The sequence below is a fragment of the Streptomyces sp. NPDC048142 genome (assembly GCF_043202835.1).
Taxonomy (GTDB): Bacteria; Actinomycetota; Actinomycetes; order Streptomycetales; family Streptomycetaceae; genus Streptomyces.
The window spans coordinates 181,214-198,164 of sequence record NZ_JBIDBC010000009.1; the positions used below are offsets into that span (position 1 = coordinate 181,214).

Below are 16,951 nucleotides of genomic sequence, written 5' to 3' on the forward strand. Positions count from 1 at the left end.
AGGCTTGTCACCGGAGCCGGGCGGGCATTTCGCACAGCGCGCGAGCACTGTGCGGAATGCCCCCGGCGCCGGCACCCCAGCAAAGATCACCTGGCGCCGATGAAGCAAGGCGTACAGAACCACTCAGGAGGACCCCAGTGGCGAAGGCAAAGTTCGAGCGGACTAAGCCGCACGTCAACATCGGCACCATCGGTCACATCGACCACGGTAAGACGACCCTCACGGCCGCCATTACCAAGGTGCTGCACGACGCGTACCCGGACCTGAACGAGGCCTCGGCCTTCGACCAGATCGACAAGGCTCCCGAAGAGCGCCAGCGCGGTATCACCATCTCCATCGCGCACGTCGAGTACCAGACGGAGTCGCGTCACTACGCGCACGTCGACTGCCCCGGTCACGCGGACTACATCAAGAACATGATCACGGGTGCCGCGCAGATGGACGGCGCCATCCTCGTGGTCGCCGCCACCGACGGCCCGATGCCGCAGACCAAGGAGCACGTGCTCCTGGCCCGCCAGGTCGGCGTTCCGTACATCGTCGTCGCCCTGAACAAGGCCGACATGGTGGACGACGAGGAGATCCTGGAGCTCGTCGAGCTCGAGGTCCGTGAGCTGCTCTCCGAGTACGAGTTCCCGGGCGACGACCTTCCGGTCGTCAAGGTCTCGGCGCTCAAGGCGCTCGAGGGCGACAAGGAGTGGGGCCAGACCGTCCTCGACCTGATGAAGGCCGTCGACGAGTCCATCCCGCAGCCCGAGCGTGACGTCGAGAAGCCGTTCCTCATGCCGATCGAGGACGTCTTCACGATCACCGGTCGCGGTACGGTCGTCACCGGCCGCATCGAGCGTGGTGTCCTGAAGGTCAACGAGACCGTCGACATCGTCGGTATCAAGACCGAGAAGACCACCACCACGGTCACCGGCATCGAGATGTTCCGCAAGCTGCTCGACGAGGGCCAGGCCGGTGAGAACGTCGGTCTGCTCCTCCGTGGCATCAAGCGCGAGGACGTCGAGCGCGGCCAGGTCATCATCAAGCCCGGCTCGGTCACGCCGCACACCGAGTTCCAGGCGCAGTCCTACATCCTGTCGAAGGACGAGGGTGGCCGTCACACCCCGTTCTTCAACAACTACCGCCCGCAGTTCTACTTCCGTACCACGGACGTGACGGGCGTTGTGACCCTTCCCGAGGGCACCGAGATGGTCATGCCGGGTGACAACACCCTCATGGACGTCTCGCTGATCCAGCCCGTCGCCATGGAAGAGGGCCTGAAGTTCGCCATCCGTGAGGGTGGCCGGACCGTGGGCGCCGGCCAGGTCACCAAGATCATCAAGTAGTTTCTGCTTGGTCCTTGGACCTGGTGGCTCACTGAGTCGCACAGAAGGGCCCCGCACCTCGAAAGAGGTGCGGGGCCCTTCGCGTACGTCCGGCGCACCGGAGATGGTTGTAGGGCCCCGGTACCTCAGGGCGGAGAGGTACGGGGGCCCTACGGCTGGGTGGGGCGTCCGGTCAGACGCCCGCGACCGACTGGATCCAGGACCGGTACGCGGTGACGTTCGTGTACGCGGTCGTGGTCTGCCGGTCGCTGGTGGAGGCCACGCCGACCTGGATGCCGTTCAACGTCATCGGGCCGCCCGAGTCGCCGCCGGCGGTGATGCCGTTGCCGCGGCGGGCACAGATCGCCGAGCCGCCGTACGCGTCACCGCAGCCGTGGGTCACCGTCACATCGGCGACCTTCAGGTAGCGGGACTGGCAGTTGGCCTCGGAGCCGCACCGGGAGGTGGCGCCCCAGCCCCAGACCTGCACGTTCTGTCCGACGCGGACCGTACCGGGCTGGCCGAGGCGGGAGTAGGCGGTCTGCACCGAACGGTCCAGCCGGACGAGGGCCAGGTCCGAGCCGTGGGTGTAGGTCTGGACGCCGTTCGCGACCACACCGCCGCTGTGCTGGTCGAGGCTGCCGATGCGGAACGACAGACCGCCGCCGGTGACGCAGTGCCTGGCGGTGAGGATCCAGGTCGGCGCGATGATCGTCGCCGAACAGGTCTCCCTGCCGTTCGAGAAGAGGCGGGCGGCCCACGGGGCGTTCTGCGCGTAGCCGCCGCCGATGATCTGGGCGGTCGGGGGCGGGGCGTCCTGGAGCGGGGCCTCCGGAGCGGCCGAGGCGGATGGTGCGAAGAGTGCGAGGACACAGGCCGCTGCTGCGGCGGCAGCGGGCACGAGCCGGGATATACGCATGCTTCCTCGTTTCGCGCGACACGCATGGGTGGGCGTGTCTGTGGGGGGTGGTGGGCAACAGGGTGCCGGAGCGCGACGAGGCCGGGGTACTAACGTTTGGCCATAACGCGGTGTTATGGGGCGGCAGTTGACGGGCCGTCGGTCCTGCGGCCGCACACGCGCCGCCTGAGCGGAGGGCGGCGCCGTCCAGAGTGGCGGGGCGCCGGGACCGTACAGCGGTGCCCTCGGCGGTACGCGACTGGATCCGGCCGTCCGCGGACCGGTCGAACGTCCGTGCCGGGCCGGGTGCTCGCGGGGGCGCGGGAGTGGTGCGGCCGCCCCTGGCGTCATGCGCCCTGCTGCTCCCGTCGGGCGGTCGGTCCGGTTGCCCGGTGGCCCGCGCTGTCCCCGCTGCCTCGCAGCAGGGCGGCGCCGAGCGGGGTGAGCGTGTGCAGGACGGAGGCGGCGTGGCGGTGGCTGACGATCAGGCCGTTGTCCCGGAGCGTGGTGGCGTGCTGGCTGGCGGACGACGCGGAGACCCCGGCGAAGCGGGCCAGCTCGCCCGTGGTCGCGCCGTGGGCGGTGGCCCGCAGGACGGCGGCGCGGGTGCGTCCGAGCAGCGTCGCCAGGGGGACGCCGGAGCCGAGGTCCCCGGGGAGCGTGGTGTGGTGCGGCTCGTGGCTGAGCGAGTAGATCAGGACCGGTTCGAGGGTCGGCTCGGCGAAGGCCAACGGGTTGCCCCAGGAGAAGTACGACGGGATGAGCAGGAGGCCGCGGCCGTTCAGATGCATATCACGGTCCTCGGGATAGAGGGCGTGCAGGACGGGGCGCTGCCACCGCAGGCAGGGCCCCAGGCCCCGCAGGATCCCCTCGGTCCCGTGGTCGAGCACGGAGCGGGCGCGGGCGGTCCGCTCCGCCTCGATCCGGGCCAGGGCGTGATCGCCGTGCGGCGCGATGACGGTGTCGTAATAGGTCCGTATCGCCTGGACCAGTTCCTTCCGCATGCCCGGCTCGGCCAGCCGCGGTGCCCACGCGGGGGCTCCGCTGGTGCGCGCGAGGATGTCCACCTCGGCCAGGACCCGGGCCGGCGGGGCGGCCAGGATGGCTTCCAGCCCGCTGTCGAGCCCGTCGGCGGCCTCGCGCGGGGTCAGGAAGTCGGGGAAGTAGGTGGCCCGGGGGACCAGCGGCAGCAGGAGGGTGCGCAGGGTGCGGGTGAAGTTCTGGGCGTGCAGCCGGTCACGGGCTGTGCGGTACCAGTCGGCGTAGGCCCAGCGGCCCTGGCGGGTCTGGAACCGGTGCAGGCTCGCACAGATCTCCCACAGCGGGTCGGACCCGGTGGCCACGCGGGTTCTGGCCAGGTCGGCGTCGGTGAAGTGGATACGGAGCATGTATTCCCCCCGATTGCCTGGGCTTCGCCGGTTCAGTACGGCAAGCCTTGCCTTGCCATGCTGGCGGCGGAGGGGTGCGCGAGGCAAAGCGGCGCGAGGGGACCGCGCTCTCTTTTACGGGCACTCGGGAACGCGGCCGCCCGGCCCGCGGGGTGCTGCGGGCCGGGCGGACGTGTGCTGTGGGGCAGGTCAGGGAATCAGGCAGTTGTTGGGGCAGTACCCGGACATCCGCTTGAAGGCCGCCTTGGTATTCGGTCCGGCGACTCCGTCGATGCTGTCCCTGTAGCCGTAGAACTCCTTGAGGAAGCGCTGGAGGGCCTTCACCGTGTTGGGCCCGACGATCCCGTCGATGCTGTCCCTGTATCCGTGATTGCTCCTGAGGAAGCGCTGCATCGCCTTCCAGCTGTTGGTGCCGAGCTGCCCGTCGATCGAGCCGCTGTACTGCCAGCGGGACTTGAGCGAGCGCTGGACGTTCTGGGCCTGCGCCTTGCTCAGGCCCAGGTTGACCACCGCGAGCGCCCCCACATCGGCGCTCACCGCCGACGGGGCCTTCTGTACGGGAGCCGCGAAGGCGGTGCCCGCGCCGGCGAGGCCTCCGGCGGCGATGCCGACGGCTGCGGTGAGACTGACGAGTGTCCTTGCCATGGTCTTCTGTCGCATGCGTTCCCCAAGCGTCGCGGTGCGGCCGGGCGCGTGTTCCCCGGCCGCCTCGGTCTCCAGCATCGCGAAGGCGGGGAGGGGCCGGACAGACATTTCGGCTCGGCCCGAAAAGCCCAGGACACCAGGGGGAAGATGATGTTCCGGTTATCGCCGCCGCCGGATGCGCGCCCGCGTTTGAGTCCGCGCCGGCTCGGGGTAGGATTTCCGACTCGATTGGCCAGGCCCGCGCCCCGTATGGCACACTGACCAGGTTGCTCGGTTGAGTGTCAATGCTGCGCGCCTCCCGCCGGGAGGACCGGAAGCGAGTCCCACAGTACTCGTCGGCCCCCAGGGCCGGACGTACGGGAATCTTCCGGGAAGCAATGCAGGGCGCCGGCCAGGCACCCGGTGGGTGTTCCGCCCCCGGTTCCGCGGTCTCAGGGCCCGCACCCCCTTGGTTGGGATCTCCTTCGGGAGATTTTCGTAGAGGGGATGCGACACGCCCGACCGCGTGGGTCGGAGGAGGAGTCCAGAGAACCCCCGGGTTCCAGAGCGTTACGAGAGACAGGACTACTAGTAGCCATGGCGGGACAGAAGATCCGCATCCGGCTCAAGGCCTACGACCACGAGGTCATCGACTCCTCGGCGAAGAAGATCGTCGAGACGGTGACCCGCACTGGTGCGTCGGTCGCGGGCCCGGTGCCGCTGCCCACTGAGAAGAACGTGTACTGCGTCATCAAGTCGCCGCACAAGTACAAGGACTCTCGCGAGCACTTCGAGATGCGCACGCACAAGCGCCTCATCGACATCCTCGACCCCACGCCGAAGACGGTTGACTCGCTGATGCGCCTCGACCTGCCGGCGGGCGTCGACATCGAGATCAAGCTCTGAGGGGACGGGCCGAGATGAGCAAGAACATCAAGGGCGTCCTGGGCGAGAAGCTCGGCATGACCCAGGTCTGGGACGAGAACAACCGGGTTGTCCCGGTGACCGTCGTCAAGGCCGGTCCGTGCGTCGTGACGCAGGTCCGTACGAACGACAGCGACGGCTACGAAGCGGTCCAGATCGCCTTCGGCGAGATCGACCCGCGCAAGGTGAACAAGCCCCTCAAGGGTCACTTCGCCAAGGCCGACGTCACCCCGCGCCGCCACCTGGTGGAGCTCCGCACCCCTGACGCCAGCGAGTACACGCTGGGCCAGGAGGTCACTGCCGAGGTGTTCGAGTCCGGCGTCAAGGTCGACGTCACGGGCAAGAGCAAGGGCAAGGGCTTCGCCGGTGTCATGAAGCGTCACAACTTCAAGGGCCTCGGCGCCGGGCACGGCACCCAGCGCAAGCACCGTTCCCCCGGTTCCATCGGTGGCTGCGCCACCCCTGGGCGTGTCTTCAAGGGCATGCGCATGGCGGGCCGTATGGGTAACGAGCGCGTCACCACCCAGAACCTGACCATCCACGCGGTTGACGCGGAGAAGGGTCTGCTCCTCATCAAGGGCGCGGTCCCCGGTCCGAACGGCGGCCTCGTCCTGGTCCGTACCGCGGCCAAGGGGGCTTGAGGTAATGAGCACCATTGACATCCTTTCGCCGGCAGGCGACAAGGCCGGTACCGTCGACCTCCCCGCGGAGATCTTCGACGCCAAGACCAGCGTTCCGCTGATCCACCAGGTCGTTGTCGCTCAGCTGGCGGCTGCCCGTCAGGGCACGCACAAGACCAAGCGCCGCGGCGAAGTCCGCGGTGGTGGCAAGAAGCCTTACCGCCAGAAGGGCACCGGCCGCGCCCGTCAGGGTTCGACCCGCGCCCCGCAGTTCGCCGGTGGTGGCGTCGTTCACGGCCCGCAGCCGCGTGACTACTCGCAGCGGACCCCGAAGAAGATGAAGGCCGCCGCCCTGCGCGGTGCCCTCTCGGACCGGGCCCGTCACTCCCGTATCCACGTCGTCACCGGCGTGGTCGAGGGTGCCGCCTCCACGAAGGCCGCCAAGACGCTGCTCGGCAAGATCTCGGAGCGCCAGAACCTGCTCCTGGTCGTCGACCGCGCCGACGAGGCCGCGTGGCTGTCCGCGCGCAACCTGCCCCAGGTGCACATCCTGGAGCCGGGCCAGCTCAACACGTACGACGTGATCGTCTCTGACGACGTGGTCTTCACCCAGGCCGCTTTCGAGTCCTTCGTGTCTGGCCCCCAGACCGCTGAGACCGAAGGGAGCGACGCCTGATGAGCGAGGCGACCGTTACCAGCAAGACGTACTCGGACCCGCGTGACGTTCTCGTCAAGCCCGTGGTCTCCGAGAAGAGCTACGCGCTGCTCGACGAGAACAAGTACACGTTCATCGTCGCGCCCGGCTCCAACAAGACCCAGATCAAGCAGGCCGTGGAAGCGGTCTTCTCGGTCAAGGTCACCGGGGTCAACACGATCAACCGGCAGGGCAAGCGCAAGCGCACCAAGACCGGCTTCGGCAAGCGCTCCGACACGAAGCGCGCCATCGTGACCCTCGCCGAGGGCGACCGTATCGACATCTTCGGCGGCCCGACCTCTTAAGTGAGGTCGAGTCGTCCGGAATCGGACGAGGACTGAGAAATGGGTATCCGCAAGTACAAGCCGACGACCCCGGGCCGTCGTGGCTCCAGCGTCGCCGACTTTGTCGAGATCACGCGGTCCACGCCGGAGAAGTCGCTGGTCCGCCCTCTGCACAGCAAGGGCGGCCGTAACAACGCCGGTCGTGTGACCGTTCGCCACCAGGGTGGTGGCCACAAGCGCGCCTACCGAGTGATCGACTTCCGTCGTCACGACAAGGACGGCGTGCCGGCCAAGGTCGCGCACATCGAGTACGACCCGAACCGCACCGCGCGCATCGCGCTGCTGCACTACGCGGACGGCGAGAAGCGTTACATCGTCGCTCCCCGTGGCCTGTCGCAGGGTGACCGTGTCGAGAACGGTCCGGGCGCCGACATCAAGCCCGGCAACAACCTGGCGCTGCGCAACATCCCGGTCGGTACGACCATCCACGCCATCGAGCTGCGGCCCGGCGGCGGCGCGAAGTTCGCCCGTTCCGCGGGTGCCTCCGTGCAGCTGCTGGCGAAGGAGGGCACCATGGCCCACCTTCGTATGCCGTCGGGTGAGATCCGCCTGGTCGACGCGCGCTGCCGCGCGACGATCGGCGAGGTCGGCAACGCCGAGCAGTCGAACATCAACTGGGGCAAGGCCGGCCGTATGCGCTGGAAGGGCGTCCGCCCGACCGTCCGCGGTGTCGCGATGAACCCGGTTGACCACCCGCACGGTGGTGGTGAAGGCAAGACCTCCGGTGGTCGTCACCCGGTCTCGCCGTGGGGTCAGAAGGAGGGTCGTACTCGTTCTCCCAAGAAGGCGAGCAACAAGTACATCGTCCGCCGCCGCAAGACGAACAAGAAGCGCTAGGAGCGGGTTTAGATGCCGCGCAGTCTCAAGAAGGGGCCCTTCGTCGACGGCCACCTCATCAAGAAGGTGGACGTACAGAACGACGCGGGGACCAAGAACGTCATCAAGACCTGGTCCCGTCGCTCGATGATCGTCCCGGCCATGCTGGGTCACACCATCGCGGTGCACAACGGCAAGATCCATGTCCCGGTGTTCGTCACCGAGTCGATGGTCGGCCACAAGCTCGGCGAGTTCTCGCCGACTCGCACCTTCCGCGGCCACGTCAAGGACGACCGGAAGTCGAAGCGCCGCTAGCGCGGGGTGGAAACGACTATGACTTACACCGAAGGGACAACCATGGAAGCCAGGGCCCAGGCGCGGTACATCCGCGTCACGCCCATGAAGGCCCGCCGAGTGGTGGACCTCATCCGTGGCATGGATGCCACGGAGGCTCAGGCGGTCCTGCGTTTCGCCCCGCAGGCCGCGAGCGTGCCGGTTGGCAAGGTGCTGGACAGCGCCATTGCCAACGCTGCACACAACTACGACCACACCGACGCCTCTTCGCTGGTCATCAGCGAGGCGTACGTGGACGAGGGTCCGACCCTGAAGCGGTTCCGTCCGCGTGCACAGGGCCGGGCCTACCGGATCCGTAAGCGGACCAGCCACATCACCGTGGTCGTCAGCAGCAAGGAAGGAACCCGGTAATGGGCCAGAAGGTAAACCCGCACGGGTTCCGGCTCGGCATCACCACGGACTTCAAGTCCCGCTGGTACGCCGACAAGCTGTACAAGGACTACGTCAAGGAAGACGTCGCCATTCGTCGCATGATGACGAAGGGCATGGAGCGGGCCGGCATCTCGAAGGTCGAGATCGAGCGCACCCGCGACCGCGTCCGCGTTGACATCCACACCGCCCGTCCGGGCATCGTCATCGGTCGCCGTGGCGCCGAAGCCGATCGCATCCGCGGCGAGCTGGAGAAGCTGACCGGCAAGCAGGTCCAGCTGAACATCCTCGAGGTCAAGAACCCCGAGGTGGACGCTCAGCTGGTGGCCCAGGCCGTCGCCGAGCAGCTCTCCTCCCGCGTCTCCTTCCGTCGTGCCATGCGTAAGAGCATGCAGAGCTCGATGAAGGCCGGCGCCAAGGGCATCAAGATCCAGTGCGGCGGTCGCCTCGGCGGCGCCGAGATGTCCCGCTCGGAGTTCTACCGCGAGGGCCGCGTGCCCCTGCACACCCTCCGTGCGAACGTCGACTACGGCTTCTTCGAGGCCAAGACGACCTTCGGCCGCATCGGCGTGAAGGTCTGGATCTACAAGGGCGACGTCAAGAACATCGCCGAGGTTCGCGCCGAGAACGCCGCGGCCCGTGCCGGCAACCGTCCGGCTCGTGGCGGCACCGACCGCCCGGCCGGCCGTGGTGGCGGCCGTGGTGGCGAGCGTGGCGGTCGCGGCCGTAAGCCGCAGCAGTCGCCGGCAGCCGAGGCCCCCAAGGCCGACGCCCCCGCCGCCGCTGCTCCGGCTGCTGAGAGCACCGGAACGGAGGCCTGACCGAAATGCTGATCCCCCGTAGGGTCAAGCACCGCAAGCAGCACCACCCGAAGCGCAGCGGTATGTCCAAGGGTGGCACGCAGGTTGCGTTCGGCGAGTACGGCATCCAGGCGCTGACCCCGGCGTACGTGACGAACCGTCAGATCGAGTCCGCTCGTATCGCGATGACCCGTCACATCAAGCGTGGCGGCAAGGTCTGGATCAACATCTACCCGGACCGTCCCCTGACGAAGAAGCCTGCCGAGACCCGCATGGGTTCCGGTAAGGGTTCTCCCGAGTGGTGGATCGCGAACGTCAAGCCGGGTCGGGTGATGTTCGAGCTGTCCTACCCGAACGAGAAGATTGCTCGTGAGGCGCTCACCCGCGCTGCTCACAAGCTTCCGATGAAGTGCCGGATCGTTCGGCGCGAGGCAGGTGAGTCGTGATGTCGGCCGGTACCAAGGCGTCCGAGCTGCGCGAGCTGGGCGACGAGGAGCTCCTCAACAAGCTCCGCGAAGCCAAGGAAGAGCTGTTCAACCTCCGCTTCCAGGCGGCGACGGGCCAGCTCGAGAACCACGGCCGGCTCAAGTCCGTCCGTAAGGACATCGCCCGGATCTACACCCTGATGCGTGAGCGCGAGCTGGGCATCGAGACGGTGGAGAGCGTCTGATGAGCGAGAAGACTGTGACTGAGACCAACACCGACCGCGGTTTCCGTAAGACCCGTGAGGGTCTGGTCGTCAGCGACAAGATGGACAAGACCGTCGTCGTCGCTGTCGAGGACCGCGTCAAGCACGCGCTGTACGGCAAGGTCATCCGCCGTACGAACAAGCTCAAGGCCCACGACGAGCAGAACGCTGCAGGCGTCGGCGACCGCGTCATCATCATGGAGACGCGTCCGCTGTCGGCCTCGAAGCGCTGGCGCATCGTCGAGATCCTCGAGAAGGCCAAGTAATTCCTGAGGGATTCTCCCCTCAGGTCAGTTCCGCCAGGCTCGGTGGGGTGCCTCCCCGGTAACGGAGAGGCACCCGCCGGGAACCGGCAGACGATCAGGAGATAGACGTGATCCAGCAGGAGTCGCGACTGCGCGTCGCCGACAACACGGGTGCGAAGGAAATTCTCACCATTCGTGTTCTCGGTGGCTCGGGTCGCCGCTACGCGGGTATCGGTGACGTCATCGTCGCCACCGTCAAGGACGCGATCCCCGGTGGCAACGTGAAGAAGGGTGACGTCGTCAAGGCCGTCATCGTTCGCACCGTCAAGGAGCGTCGTCGTCAGGATGGCTCGTACATCCGCTTCGACGAGAACGCCGCCGTCATTCTGAAGAACGACGGCGACCCCCGCGGCACCCGCATCTTCGGCCCGGTGGGCCGGGAGCTGCGCGAGAAGAAGTTCATGAAGATCATCTCGCTCGCGCCGGAGGTGCTGTAAGCATGAAGATCAAGAAGGGCGACCTGGTTCAGGTCATCACCGGTAAGGACAAGGGCAAGCAGGGCAAGGTCATCGTGGCCTATCCCACGCAGGACCGCGTCCTCGTCGAGGGTGTCAACCGGGTCAAGAAGCACACCAAGGCCGGTCAGACGGCTCGCGGTTCGCAGACGGGTGGCATTGTGACCACCGAGGCCCCGATCCACATCAGCAACGTTCAGCTGGTCGTGGAGAAGGACGGCAACAAGGTTGTCACCCGCGTCGGCTACCGCTTTGACGACGAGGGCAACAAGATCCGCGTTGCCAAGCGGACCGGTGAGGACATCTGATGACTGCCACCACTGCGCCGCGTCTCAAGACGCGCTACCGCGAGGAAATCGCCGGCAAGCTGCGTGAGGAGTTCTCGTACGAGAACGTCATGCAGGTTCCCGGTCTGGTCAAGATCGTGGTCAACATGGGTGTGGGCGACGCCGCCCGCGACTCCAAGCTGATCGACGGTGCCGTCAAGGACCTCACCACGATCACCGGCCAGAAGCCGGCCGTCACGAAGGCCCGCAAGTCCATCGCGCAGTTCAAGCTGCGCGAGGGCCAGCCGATCGGCTGCCACGTCACCCTTCGTGGTGACCGGATGTGGGAGTTCCTGGACCGTACGCTGTCGCTCGCGCTTCCGCGTATCCGTGACTTCCGTGGCCTGTCGCCGAAGCAGTTCGACGGCCGTGGCAACTACACCTTCGGTCTCACGGAGCAGGTCATGTTCCACGAGATCGACCAGGACAAGATCGACCGGGTCCGGGGCATGGACATCACCGTGGTCACCACGGCGACCAACGACGACGAGGGTCGTGCCCTCCTTCGTCACCTCGGCTTCCCGTTCAAGGAGAACTGACCGTGGCGAAGAAGGCTCTGATCGCTAAGGCCGCCCGTAAGCCGAAGTTCGGCGTTCGCGGGTACACCCGCTGCCAGCGCTGCGGCCGGCCCCACTCCGTCTACCGCAAGTTCGGCCTGTGCCGCGTGTGCCTTCGTGAGATGGCTCACCGTGGCGAGCTGCCGGGCGTGACCAAGAGCTCCTGGTAACTCCCCTCTGCCCTCGGGCACAGGGAAGTTCCGGAGACTCTCGGTAAGCATCTGGGTCGGCAGGAGCCCCTCTTTTCATGCCGTAGGCTTGAAGGGTTGGGCGCCTGCCGCCCAAGACCGACTTACTACGCCGTAGGTCCCCGCACCGCACCCGTCCCGCCACTGAGTGGGGAGAGGGATGGCGCATACAGGAAACCCCGGCGAGAGAGGCCGAAGGCCAACTCATGACCATGACTGATCCCATCGCAGACATGCTCACGCGTCTGCGTAACGCGAACTCGGCATATCACGACGATGTCTCGATGCCGCACAGCAAGATCAAGTCGCACATCGCGGAGATCCTCCAGCAGGAGGGCTTCATCACCGGCTGGAAGGTCGAGGACGCCGAGGTCGGCAAGAACCTCGTCCTCGAGCTGAAGTTCGGCCCGAACCGCGAGCGCTCGATCGCCGGCATCAAGCGGATTTCGAAGCCGGGTCTGCGTGTATACGCAAAGTCCACCAACCTGCCGAAGGTTCTCGGCGGTCTGGGCGTGGCGATCATCTCCACGTCCCACGGCCTCCTGACCGGCCAGCAGGCAGGCAAGAAGGGCGTAGGTGGGGAAGTCCTCGCCTACGTCTGGTAGTCGGGAAAGGAAGGAAAGCTCATGTCGCGAATCGGCAAGCTCCCCATCCAGGTTCCCGCCGGTGTGGACGTCACCATCGATGGCCGTACGGTCGCCGTGAAGGGCCCCAAGGGTTCCCTCACGCACACCGTTGCCGCGCCGATCGAGGTCTCCAAGGGTGAGGACGGCGTGCTCAACGTCTCCCGCCCGAACGACGAGCGTCAGAACAAGGCCCTCCACGGCCTGTCCCGCACGCTGGTGGCGAACATGATCACCGGCGTGACCACGGGTTACACCAAGGCGCTCGAGATCAGCGGTGTCGGTTACCGCGTCCAGGCGAAGGGCTCCAACCTGGAGTTCGCTCTGGGCTACAGCCACCCGATCCTCATCGAGGCTCCGGAAGGCATCACCTTCAAGGTCGAGTCGCCCACGAAGCTCAGCGTCGAGGGCATCGACAAGCAGAAGGTCGGCGAGGTAGCCGCCAACATCCGCAAGCTGCGGAAGCCCGACCCGTACAAGGCCAAGGGCGTCAAGTACGCGGGCGAGGTCATCCGCCGCAAGGTCGGAAAGGCTGGTAAGTAGCCATGGCATACGGTGTGAAGATCGCCAAGGGCGACGCATACAAGCGTGCCGCCCTCAAGCGCCGCCACATCCGCGTCCGCAAGCACATCTCCGGTTCGCCGGAGCGTCCTCGCTTGGTCGTGACGCGTTCCAACCGCCACATCGTGGCCCAGGTCATCGACGACATCGCGGGCCACACGCTCGCGTCGGCGTCGACCCTGGACACCTCGATCCGTGGTGGCGAGGGTGACAAGAGCGCCCAGGCCCAGCAGGTCGGCGCCCTGGTCGCCGAGCGTGCCAAGGCCGCAGGCGTCGAGGCCGTCGTGTTTGACCGCGGTGGTAACCAGTACGCCGGGCGGATTGCCGCTCTGGCTGACGCCGCCCGTGAAGCCGGACTGAAGTTCTAAGCCCCGGTTCCTACGCACAGCGGACGTAACAGAGAGAGGTAAATCCAATGGCTGGACCCCAGCGCCGCGGAAGCGGTGCCGGTGGCGGCGAGCGGCGGGACCGGAAGGGCCGTGACGGTGGCGCTGCCGCCGAGAAGACCGCGTACGTCGAGCGTGTCGTCGCGATCAACCGCGTCGCCAAGGTTGTGAAGGGTGGTCGTCGCTTCAGCTTCACCGCGCTGGTCGTGGTGGGCGATGGTGACGGCACCGTCGGTGTCGGATACGGCAAGGCCAAGGAAGTTCCCGCGGCCATCGCCAAGGGTGTCGAAGAGGCCAAGAAGAACTTCTTCAAGGTCCCCCGCATCCAGGGCACCATCCCTCACCCGATCACGGGCGAGAAGGCTGCGGGCGTCGTCCTGCTCAAGCCGGCTTCCCCCGGTACCGGTGTTATCGCCGGTGGCCCGGTGCGCGCCGTGCTCGAGTGCGCCGGCGTTCACGACATCCTGTCGAAGTCGCTTGGCTCGTCCAACGCGATCAACATCGTGCACGCGACCGTGGCGGCCCTCCAGGGCCTGCAGCGTCCCGAGGAGATCGCGGCCCGCCGCGGTCTGCCCCTCGAGGACGTCGCCCCCGCGGCTCTGCTTCGTGCACGTGCGGGAGCGGGTGCGTAATGGCTCGCCTCAAGATCACGCAGACGAAGTCGTACATCGGCAGCAAGCAGAACCACCGCGACACCCTGCGTTCGCTCGGGCTCAAGCGCCTGAACGACTCGGTTGTCAAGGAGGACCGCCCCGAGTTCCGCGGAATGGTGCACACCGTCCGCCACCTCGTGACGGTTGAGGAGGTTGACTGACATGGCGGAGAACAGCCCGCTGAAGGCCCACAACCTCCGGCCTGCCCCGGGCGCCAAGACCGCCAAGACCCGTGTGGGTCGTGGTGAGGCGTCCAAGGGTAAGACCGCAGGCCGTGGTACCAAGGGTACGAAGGCTCGTTACCAGGTTCCGGAGCGCTTCGAGGGTGGCCAGATGCCCCTCCACATGCGTCTCCCGAAGCTCAAGGGCTTCAAGAACCCGTTCCGCACGGAGTACCAGGTCGTGAACCTGGACAAGCTCGCGACGCTCTACCCCGAGGGTGGAGAGGTCACGGTGGCCGACCTGGTCGCCAAGGGCGCTGTGCGCAACAACCACCTCGTCAAGGTCCTCGGACAGGGCGAGATCTCCGTGGCACTGCAGGTTTCGGTTGACGCCGTCTCCGGCTCCGCCAAGGAGAAGATCACCGCCGCCGGCGGTACGGTCACCGAGCTCGTCTGAGCCGCGGGACAGAACTGGGCCCGGCCGGCTGCCTCTTCGGAGGTGGCCGGCCGGGCTTTTTTCGTGTTTACGGCGCTGTACGGGAACCGTAAAGGCTCGGGAAAGGTTGAACGGGTGTCCACCGCACCGGCGGTGGGGGAGCGGAGGGGCGTTCACGTCCCAAATGGTGTGGCTTGGCCGGTCTTTCGCGGCGTGGGCCGGGAGGCGGGCCGTGCACCGGTGTGCGGCGCGTGTTTCCTGCTCAGTCCCGGGCCGGGTAGGGTGGCGCCGTTAATCTTTTGTGGCCTCCTTACGATGTAGGGCTGCCTTGTATCCGATCCCGTCCAGTCCCATCCAGACCCGTCGCCTCTGACGCACAGCGCGGGGGTCGCAGGAGGCACCGTGTTCACCGCGTTCGCCCGAGCGTTCAAGACGCCCGACCTGCGCAAGAAGCTGCTCTTCACGCTCGGCATCATCGTGATCTACCGGCTCGGGGCGCACGTCCCGGCCCCCGGCGTCGACTACGCGAAGGTGCAGCAGTGCATCGACCAGGCCGACTCGGGTGGCCTCCTCGGTCTGATGCAGATGTTCAGCGGTGGCGCCCTGTTGCAGATCACCATCTTCGCGCTCGGCATCATGCCGTACATCACGGCGAGCATCATTCTCCAGCTGCTGACCGTCGTGATTCCGCGCCTGGAAGCCCTGAAGAAGGAGGGGCAGTCCGGCACGGCCAAGATCACGCAGTACACGCGTTATCTGACCGTCGCGCTGGCCGTCCTCCAGGGCACCGGCCTCGTCGCCACCGCCCGCAGCGGTGCGCTCTTCCAGAACTGCTCCGTGGCCGACCAGATCGTCGCGAACAAGTCGGTCTTCACCACGATCATCATGGTCCTCACGATGACCGCCGGCACGGCCGCCGTCATGTGGCTCGGTGAGCTCATCACCGACCGCGGCATCGGCAACGGCATGTCGATCCTCATGTTCATCTCGATCGCCGCCACGTTCCCCGGCGCCCTGTGGGCCATCAAGGAGAGCGGCAAGCTGGCCGACGGCTGGATCGAGTTCGGCACGGTCATCCTCATCGGCTTCGTGATGGTCGGCCTCGTCGTCTTCGTCGAGCAGGCCCAGCGCCGCATCCCGGTGCAGTACGCGAAGCGCATGATCGGACGCCGGTCCTACGGCGGTACGTCCACGTACATCCCGCTGAAGGTGAACCAGGCGGGTGTGATCCCGGTCATCTTCGCCTCGTCGCTGCTCTACATCCCCGCGCTGATCGTCCAGTTCTCCAGCTCCACCGCGGGCTGGGCGACCTGGATCACGGACAACTTCGTGACGGGTGACCACCCGTACTACATCGCGACGTACTTCGTACTCATCGTGTTCTTCGCCTTCTTCTACGTGGCCATCTCGTTCAACCCCGACGAAGTCGCCGACAACATGAAGAAGTATGGTGGCTTCATCCCGGGTATCCGGGCAGGTCGACCTACTGCCGAGTATCTGAGCTACGTGCTCAACAGGATCACTTGGCCGGGCTCGCTGTACCTGGGTCTGATCGCTCTGGTGCCGACAATGGCGTTGGCAGGCTTCGGCGGTGCGAACGCGAACTTCCCGTTCGGCGGGACGAGCATCCTCATCATCGTGGGTGTCGGTCTGGAAACCGTGAAGCAGATCGAGAGTCAGCTCCAGCAGCGCAATTACGAAGGGTTCCTCCGCTGATGCGAATCGTCCTCGTCGGGCCTCCGGGTGCCGGCAAGGGAACGCAGGCTGCGTACCTTGCCCAAAACCTGTCGATTCCGCACATCTCCACGGGCGACCTTTTCCGCGCCAACATCAGCCAGGGCACCGACCTTGGCAAGCAGGCCCGCGCCTACATGGACGCAGGCCAGCTGGTGCCGGACGAGGTCACCATCGGGATGGCCAAGGACCGCATGTCCCAGCCGGACGCCGTGAACGGCTTCCTGCTGGACGGCTTCCCGCGGAACGTGGGCCAGGCCGAAGCCCTTGACGTGATGCTCAAGGACGAGGGCGTGAAGCTGGACGCGGTCCTCGATCTGGAGGTCCCCGAGGACGAGGTCGTGAAGCGGATCGCGGGGCGCCGCATCTGCCGCAGCGACAGCGCGCACGTCTTCCACGTCACGTACAACCCGCCGAAGACCGAGGGCGTCTGCGACGCCTGCGGCGGCGAGCTGTACCAGCGGGACGACGACAGCGAGGAGACGGTCCGTACCCGGCTGGAGGTCTACCACACGCAGACCGAGCCGATCATCGACTACTACCGGGTCCAGGGCCTGGTGGTGACCATCTCCGCGCTGGGCAAGGTCGCGGACGTGACCGCCCGCGCCATGGAGGCGCTGAAGCCCTCCGACGAGGGCTGAGCGTCCACCCCGTCCCCACCCCGTTGTGCAAGCCGGCCGCGGCGCCCCAGGGCGCCGCGGCCGGCTGTTTGCACCCGTATCGTTGAACACACCGAG

Annotated in this window: 27 protein-coding genes; 24 read left to right on the forward strand and 3 right to left on the reverse strand. The window is 66.8% G+C overall.

Annotated elements, in window-relative coordinates; genetic code table 11:
- The first annotated feature begins 137 nt into the window (after window positions 1-137).
- A complete protein-coding gene (tuf, locus tag ACGF2Y_RS14855) occupies window positions 138-1,331 on the forward strand; it encodes an elongation factor Tu (protein ID WP_007445914.1) in 1,194 nt (397 codons plus the stop codon).
- 172 nt (window positions 1,332-1,503) lie between these two features.
- On the opposite strand, the gene ACGF2Y_RS14860 is transcribed toward tuf, so the two are convergent.
- From ACGF2Y_RS14860 to ACGF2Y_RS14870, 3 genes are all read right to left on the reverse strand, one after another.
- Window positions 1,504-2,229: a S1 family peptidase gene (locus ACGF2Y_RS14860; protein WP_392946609.1), complete on the reverse strand. Its 726-nt coding sequence runs from the start codon at window positions 2,227-2,229 to the stop codon at window positions 1,504-1,506.
- 326 nt (window positions 2,230-2,555) lie between these two features.
- A complete protein-coding gene (locus tag ACGF2Y_RS14865) occupies window positions 2,556-3,596 on the reverse strand; it encodes an ArsR/SmtB family transcription factor (RefSeq protein ID WP_392946612.1) in 1,041 nt (346 codons plus the stop codon).
- Between the two features lie 189 nt (window positions 3,597-3,785).
- Window positions 3,786-4,256 (reverse strand): peptidoglycan-binding protein, encoded by a 471-nt coding sequence (locus ACGF2Y_RS14870; protein ID WP_392946615.1) that lies wholly within the window; start codon window positions 4,254-4,256, stop codon window positions 3,786-3,788.
- A 561-nt stretch (window positions 4,257-4,817) separates the two neighbouring features.
- Between ACGF2Y_RS14870 and rpsJ the strand changes: the two genes are divergently transcribed.
- The 23 genes from rpsJ (at window position 4,818) to ACGF2Y_RS14985 (ending at window position 16,855) form a co-directional block, all read left to right on the forward strand.
- Window positions 4,818-5,126 carry a 30S ribosomal protein S10 gene (gene rpsJ / locus ACGF2Y_RS14875; RefSeq protein WP_003948644.1) on the forward strand — a complete coding sequence of 103 codons (309 nt, stop codon included), beginning with the start codon at window positions 4,818-4,820 and terminating at the stop codon, window positions 5,124-5,126.
- A gap of 14 nt (window positions 5,127-5,140) precedes the next feature.
- Window positions 5,141-5,785: a 50S ribosomal protein L3 gene (gene rplC / locus ACGF2Y_RS14880; protein ID WP_003966960.1), complete on the forward strand. Its 645-nt coding sequence runs from the start codon at window positions 5,141-5,143 to the stop codon at window positions 5,783-5,785.
- A 4-nt stretch (window positions 5,786-5,789) separates the two neighbouring features.
- Entirely contained in the window at window positions 5,790-6,440 is a 651-nt protein-coding gene (rplD, locus tag ACGF2Y_RS14885) for a 50S ribosomal protein L4 (protein WP_003966959.1), read from the forward strand.
- The gene (gene rplW / locus ACGF2Y_RS14890; protein ID WP_007446738.1) at window positions 6,440-6,763 is read left to right on the forward strand and encodes a 50S ribosomal protein L23; all 324 of its coding nucleotides are present in this window, start codon (window positions 6,440-6,442) and stop codon (window positions 6,761-6,763) included. The genes rplD and rplW overlap by 1 nt, the downstream gene beginning before the upstream one ends.
- Before the next feature lie 39 nt (window positions 6,764-6,802).
- A complete protein-coding gene (gene rplB, locus ACGF2Y_RS14895) occupies window positions 6,803-7,639 on the forward strand; it encodes a 50S ribosomal protein L2 (protein WP_018510594.1) in 837 nt (278 codons plus the stop codon).
- Between the two features lie 12 nt (window positions 7,640-7,651).
- Window positions 7,652-7,933, forward strand: a complete 282-nt coding sequence (rpsS, locus tag ACGF2Y_RS14900; protein WP_103509564.1) for a 30S ribosomal protein S19 — start codon at window positions 7,652-7,654, stop codon at window positions 7,931-7,933.
- Window positions 7,934-7,975: 42 nt separating this feature from the next.
- On the forward strand, window positions 7,976-8,323 hold the full coding sequence (gene rplV, locus ACGF2Y_RS14905; protein WP_004571827.1) for a 50S ribosomal protein L22: 348 nt from the start codon (window positions 7,976-7,978) through the stop codon (window positions 8,321-8,323).
- Window positions 8,323-9,162: a 30S ribosomal protein S3 gene (gene rpsC / locus ACGF2Y_RS14910; protein ID WP_018510593.1), complete on the forward strand. Its 840-nt coding sequence runs from the start codon at window positions 8,323-8,325 to the stop codon at window positions 9,160-9,162. Before rplV ends, rpsC begins: the two co-directional genes overlap by 1 nt.
- 5 nt (window positions 9,163-9,167) lie before the next feature.
- Window positions 9,168-9,587 carry a 50S ribosomal protein L16 gene (gene rplP, locus ACGF2Y_RS14915; protein ID WP_003966953.1) on the forward strand — a complete coding sequence of 140 codons (420 nt, stop codon included), beginning with the start codon at window positions 9,168-9,170 and terminating at the stop codon, window positions 9,585-9,587.
- Window positions 9,587-9,811 carry a 50S ribosomal protein L29 gene (gene rpmC / locus ACGF2Y_RS14920; RefSeq protein ID WP_015610729.1) on the forward strand — a complete coding sequence of 75 codons (225 nt, stop codon included), beginning with the start codon at window positions 9,587-9,589 and terminating at the stop codon, window positions 9,809-9,811. The genes rplP and rpmC overlap by 1 nt, the downstream gene beginning before the upstream one ends.
- Window positions 9,811-10,095 (forward strand): 30S ribosomal protein S17, encoded by a 285-nt coding sequence (rpsQ, locus tag ACGF2Y_RS14925; protein WP_073718385.1) that lies wholly within the window; start codon window positions 9,811-9,813, stop codon window positions 10,093-10,095. The genes rpmC and rpsQ overlap by 1 nt, the downstream gene beginning before the upstream one ends.
- 107 nt (window positions 10,096-10,202) lie before the next feature.
- A complete protein-coding gene (rplN, locus tag ACGF2Y_RS14930) occupies window positions 10,203-10,571 on the forward strand; it encodes a 50S ribosomal protein L14 (RefSeq protein ID WP_003966950.1) in 369 nt (122 codons plus the stop codon).
- Between the two features lie 2 nt (window positions 10,572-10,573).
- Window positions 10,574-10,897, forward strand: a complete 324-nt coding sequence (rplX, locus tag ACGF2Y_RS14935) for a 50S ribosomal protein L24 (RefSeq protein WP_018960205.1) — start codon at window positions 10,574-10,576, stop codon at window positions 10,895-10,897.
- Window positions 10,897-11,454, forward strand: coding sequence for a 50S ribosomal protein L5 (rplE, locus tag ACGF2Y_RS14940; protein WP_003966948.1), 558 nt, complete (start codon window positions 10,897-10,899; stop codon window positions 11,452-11,454). The genes rplX and rplE overlap by 1 nt, the downstream gene beginning before the upstream one ends.
- Window positions 11,455-11,456: 2 nt before the next feature.
- The gene (locus tag ACGF2Y_RS14945) at window positions 11,457-11,642 is read left to right on the forward strand and encodes a type Z 30S ribosomal protein S14 (RefSeq protein WP_003948630.1); all 186 of its coding nucleotides are present in this window, start codon (window positions 11,457-11,459) and stop codon (window positions 11,640-11,642) included.
- 224 nt (window positions 11,643-11,866) lie between these two features.
- Window positions 11,867-12,265 carry a 30S ribosomal protein S8 gene (rpsH, locus tag ACGF2Y_RS14950; protein ID WP_007446728.1) on the forward strand — a complete coding sequence of 133 codons (399 nt, stop codon included), beginning with the start codon at window positions 11,867-11,869 and terminating at the stop codon, window positions 12,263-12,265.
- A 21-nt stretch (window positions 12,266-12,286) separates the two neighbouring features.
- Window positions 12,287-12,826 carry a 50S ribosomal protein L6 gene (rplF, locus tag ACGF2Y_RS14955; RefSeq protein ID WP_030579867.1) on the forward strand — a complete coding sequence of 180 codons (540 nt, stop codon included), beginning with the start codon at window positions 12,287-12,289 and terminating at the stop codon, window positions 12,824-12,826.
- Between the two features lie 2 nt (window positions 12,827-12,828).
- A complete protein-coding gene (rplR, locus tag ACGF2Y_RS14960) occupies window positions 12,829-13,212 on the forward strand; it encodes a 50S ribosomal protein L18 (protein WP_015610732.1) in 384 nt (127 codons plus the stop codon).
- A gap of 47 nt (window positions 13,213-13,259) precedes the next feature.
- Window positions 13,260-13,862, forward strand: coding sequence for a 30S ribosomal protein S5 (gene rpsE, locus ACGF2Y_RS14965; protein WP_030084329.1), 603 nt, complete (start codon window positions 13,260-13,262; stop codon window positions 13,860-13,862).
- Entirely contained in the window at window positions 13,862-14,044 is a 183-nt protein-coding gene (rpmD, locus tag ACGF2Y_RS14970; protein ID WP_003966943.1) for a 50S ribosomal protein L30, read from the forward strand. The genes rpsE and rpmD overlap by 1 nt, the downstream gene beginning before the upstream one ends.
- Before the next feature lies 1 nt (window position 14,045).
- Window positions 14,046-14,501 (forward strand): 50S ribosomal protein L15, encoded by a 456-nt coding sequence (rplO, locus tag ACGF2Y_RS14975; protein WP_003966942.1) that lies wholly within the window; start codon window positions 14,046-14,048, stop codon window positions 14,499-14,501.
- Between the two features lie 381 nt (window positions 14,502-14,882).
- Complete coding sequence (gene secY / locus ACGF2Y_RS14980) at window positions 14,883-16,196, forward strand: preprotein translocase subunit SecY (protein ID WP_392946625.1); 1,314 nt, start codon at window positions 14,883-14,885, stop codon at window positions 16,194-16,196.
- On the forward strand, window positions 16,196-16,855 hold the full coding sequence (locus tag ACGF2Y_RS14985) for an adenylate kinase (RefSeq protein ID WP_392946628.1): 660 nt from the start codon (window positions 16,196-16,198) through the stop codon (window positions 16,853-16,855). Before secY ends, ACGF2Y_RS14985 begins: the two co-directional genes overlap by 1 nt.
- Window positions 16,856-16,951 lie beyond the last annotated feature (96 nt).

What these genes read in the sequence shown, in the direction of transcription:
- rpmD (WP_003966943.1), top strand. Translation starts at nt 13,862, where the DNA reads ATGGCTCGCCTCAAGATCACGCAGACGAAGTCGTACATCGGCAGCAAG.
- rplD (WP_003966959.1), top strand. Translation starts at nt 5,790, where the DNA reads ATGAGCACCATTGACATCCTTTCGCCGGCAGGCGACAAGGCCGGTACC.
- rplF (WP_030579867.1), top strand. Translation starts at nt 12,287, where the DNA reads ATGTCGCGAATCGGCAAGCTCCCCATCCAGGTTCCCGCCGGTGTGGAC.
- ACGF2Y_RS14860 (WP_392946609.1), bottom strand. Translation starts at nt 2,229, where the DNA reads ATGCGTATATCCCGGCTCGTGCCCGCTGCCGCCGCAGCAGCGGCCTGT.
- rpsE (WP_030084329.1), top strand. Translation starts at nt 13,260, where the DNA reads ATGGCTGGACCCCAGCGCCGCGGAAGCGGTGCCGGTGGCGGCGAGCGG.
- rplR (WP_015610732.1), top strand. Translation starts at nt 12,829, where the DNA reads ATGGCATACGGTGTGAAGATCGCCAAGGGCGACGCATACAAGCGTGCC.
- ACGF2Y_RS14985 (WP_392946628.1), top strand. Translation starts at nt 16,196, where the DNA reads ATGCGAATCGTCCTCGTCGGGCCTCCGGGTGCCGGCAAGGGAACGCAG.
- rpsC (WP_018510593.1), top strand. Translation starts at nt 8,323, where the DNA reads ATGGGCCAGAAGGTAAACCCGCACGGGTTCCGGCTCGGCATCACCACG.
- ACGF2Y_RS14865 (WP_392946612.1), bottom strand. Translation starts at nt 3,596, where the DNA reads ATGCTCCGTATCCACTTCACCGACGCCGACCTGGCCAGAACCCGCGTG.
- rplP (WP_003966953.1), top strand. Translation starts at nt 9,168, where the DNA reads ATGCTGATCCCCCGTAGGGTCAAGCACCGCAAGCAGCACCACCCGAAG.
- rplW (WP_007446738.1), top strand. Translation starts at nt 6,440, where the DNA reads ATGAGCGAGGCGACCGTTACCAGCAAGACGTACTCGGACCCGCGTGAC.
- rplC (WP_003966960.1), top strand. Translation starts at nt 5,141, where the DNA reads ATGAGCAAGAACATCAAGGGCGTCCTGGGCGAGAAGCTCGGCATGACC.
- ACGF2Y_RS14870 (WP_392946615.1), bottom strand. Translation starts at nt 4,256, where the DNA reads ATGCGACAGAAGACCATGGCAAGGACACTCGTCAGTCTCACCGCAGCC.
- rpsJ (WP_003948644.1), top strand. Translation starts at nt 4,818, where the DNA reads ATGGCGGGACAGAAGATCCGCATCCGGCTCAAGGCCTACGACCACGAG.
- rpsQ (WP_073718385.1), top strand. Translation starts at nt 9,811, where the DNA reads ATGAGCGAGAAGACTGTGACTGAGACCAACACCGACCGCGGTTTCCGT.
- rplE (WP_003966948.1), top strand. Translation starts at nt 10,897, where the DNA reads ATGACTGCCACCACTGCGCCGCGTCTCAAGACGCGCTACCGCGAGGAA.
- rplV (WP_004571827.1), top strand. Translation starts at nt 7,976, where the DNA reads ATGGAAGCCAGGGCCCAGGCGCGGTACATCCGCGTCACGCCCATGAAG.
- rpsH (WP_007446728.1), top strand. Translation starts at nt 11,867, where the DNA reads ATGACCATGACTGATCCCATCGCAGACATGCTCACGCGTCTGCGTAAC.
- rpsS (WP_103509564.1), top strand. Translation starts at nt 7,652, where the DNA reads ATGCCGCGCAGTCTCAAGAAGGGGCCCTTCGTCGACGGCCACCTCATC.
- rpmC (WP_015610729.1), top strand. Translation starts at nt 9,587, where the DNA reads ATGTCGGCCGGTACCAAGGCGTCCGAGCTGCGCGAGCTGGGCGACGAG.
- rplX (WP_018960205.1), top strand. Translation starts at nt 10,574, where the DNA reads ATGAAGATCAAGAAGGGCGACCTGGTTCAGGTCATCACCGGTAAGGAC.
- rplB (WP_018510594.1), top strand. Translation starts at nt 6,803, where the DNA reads ATGGGTATCCGCAAGTACAAGCCGACGACCCCGGGCCGTCGTGGCTCC.
- rplO (WP_003966942.1), top strand. Translation starts at nt 14,046, where the DNA reads ATGGCGGAGAACAGCCCGCTGAAGGCCCACAACCTCCGGCCTGCCCCG.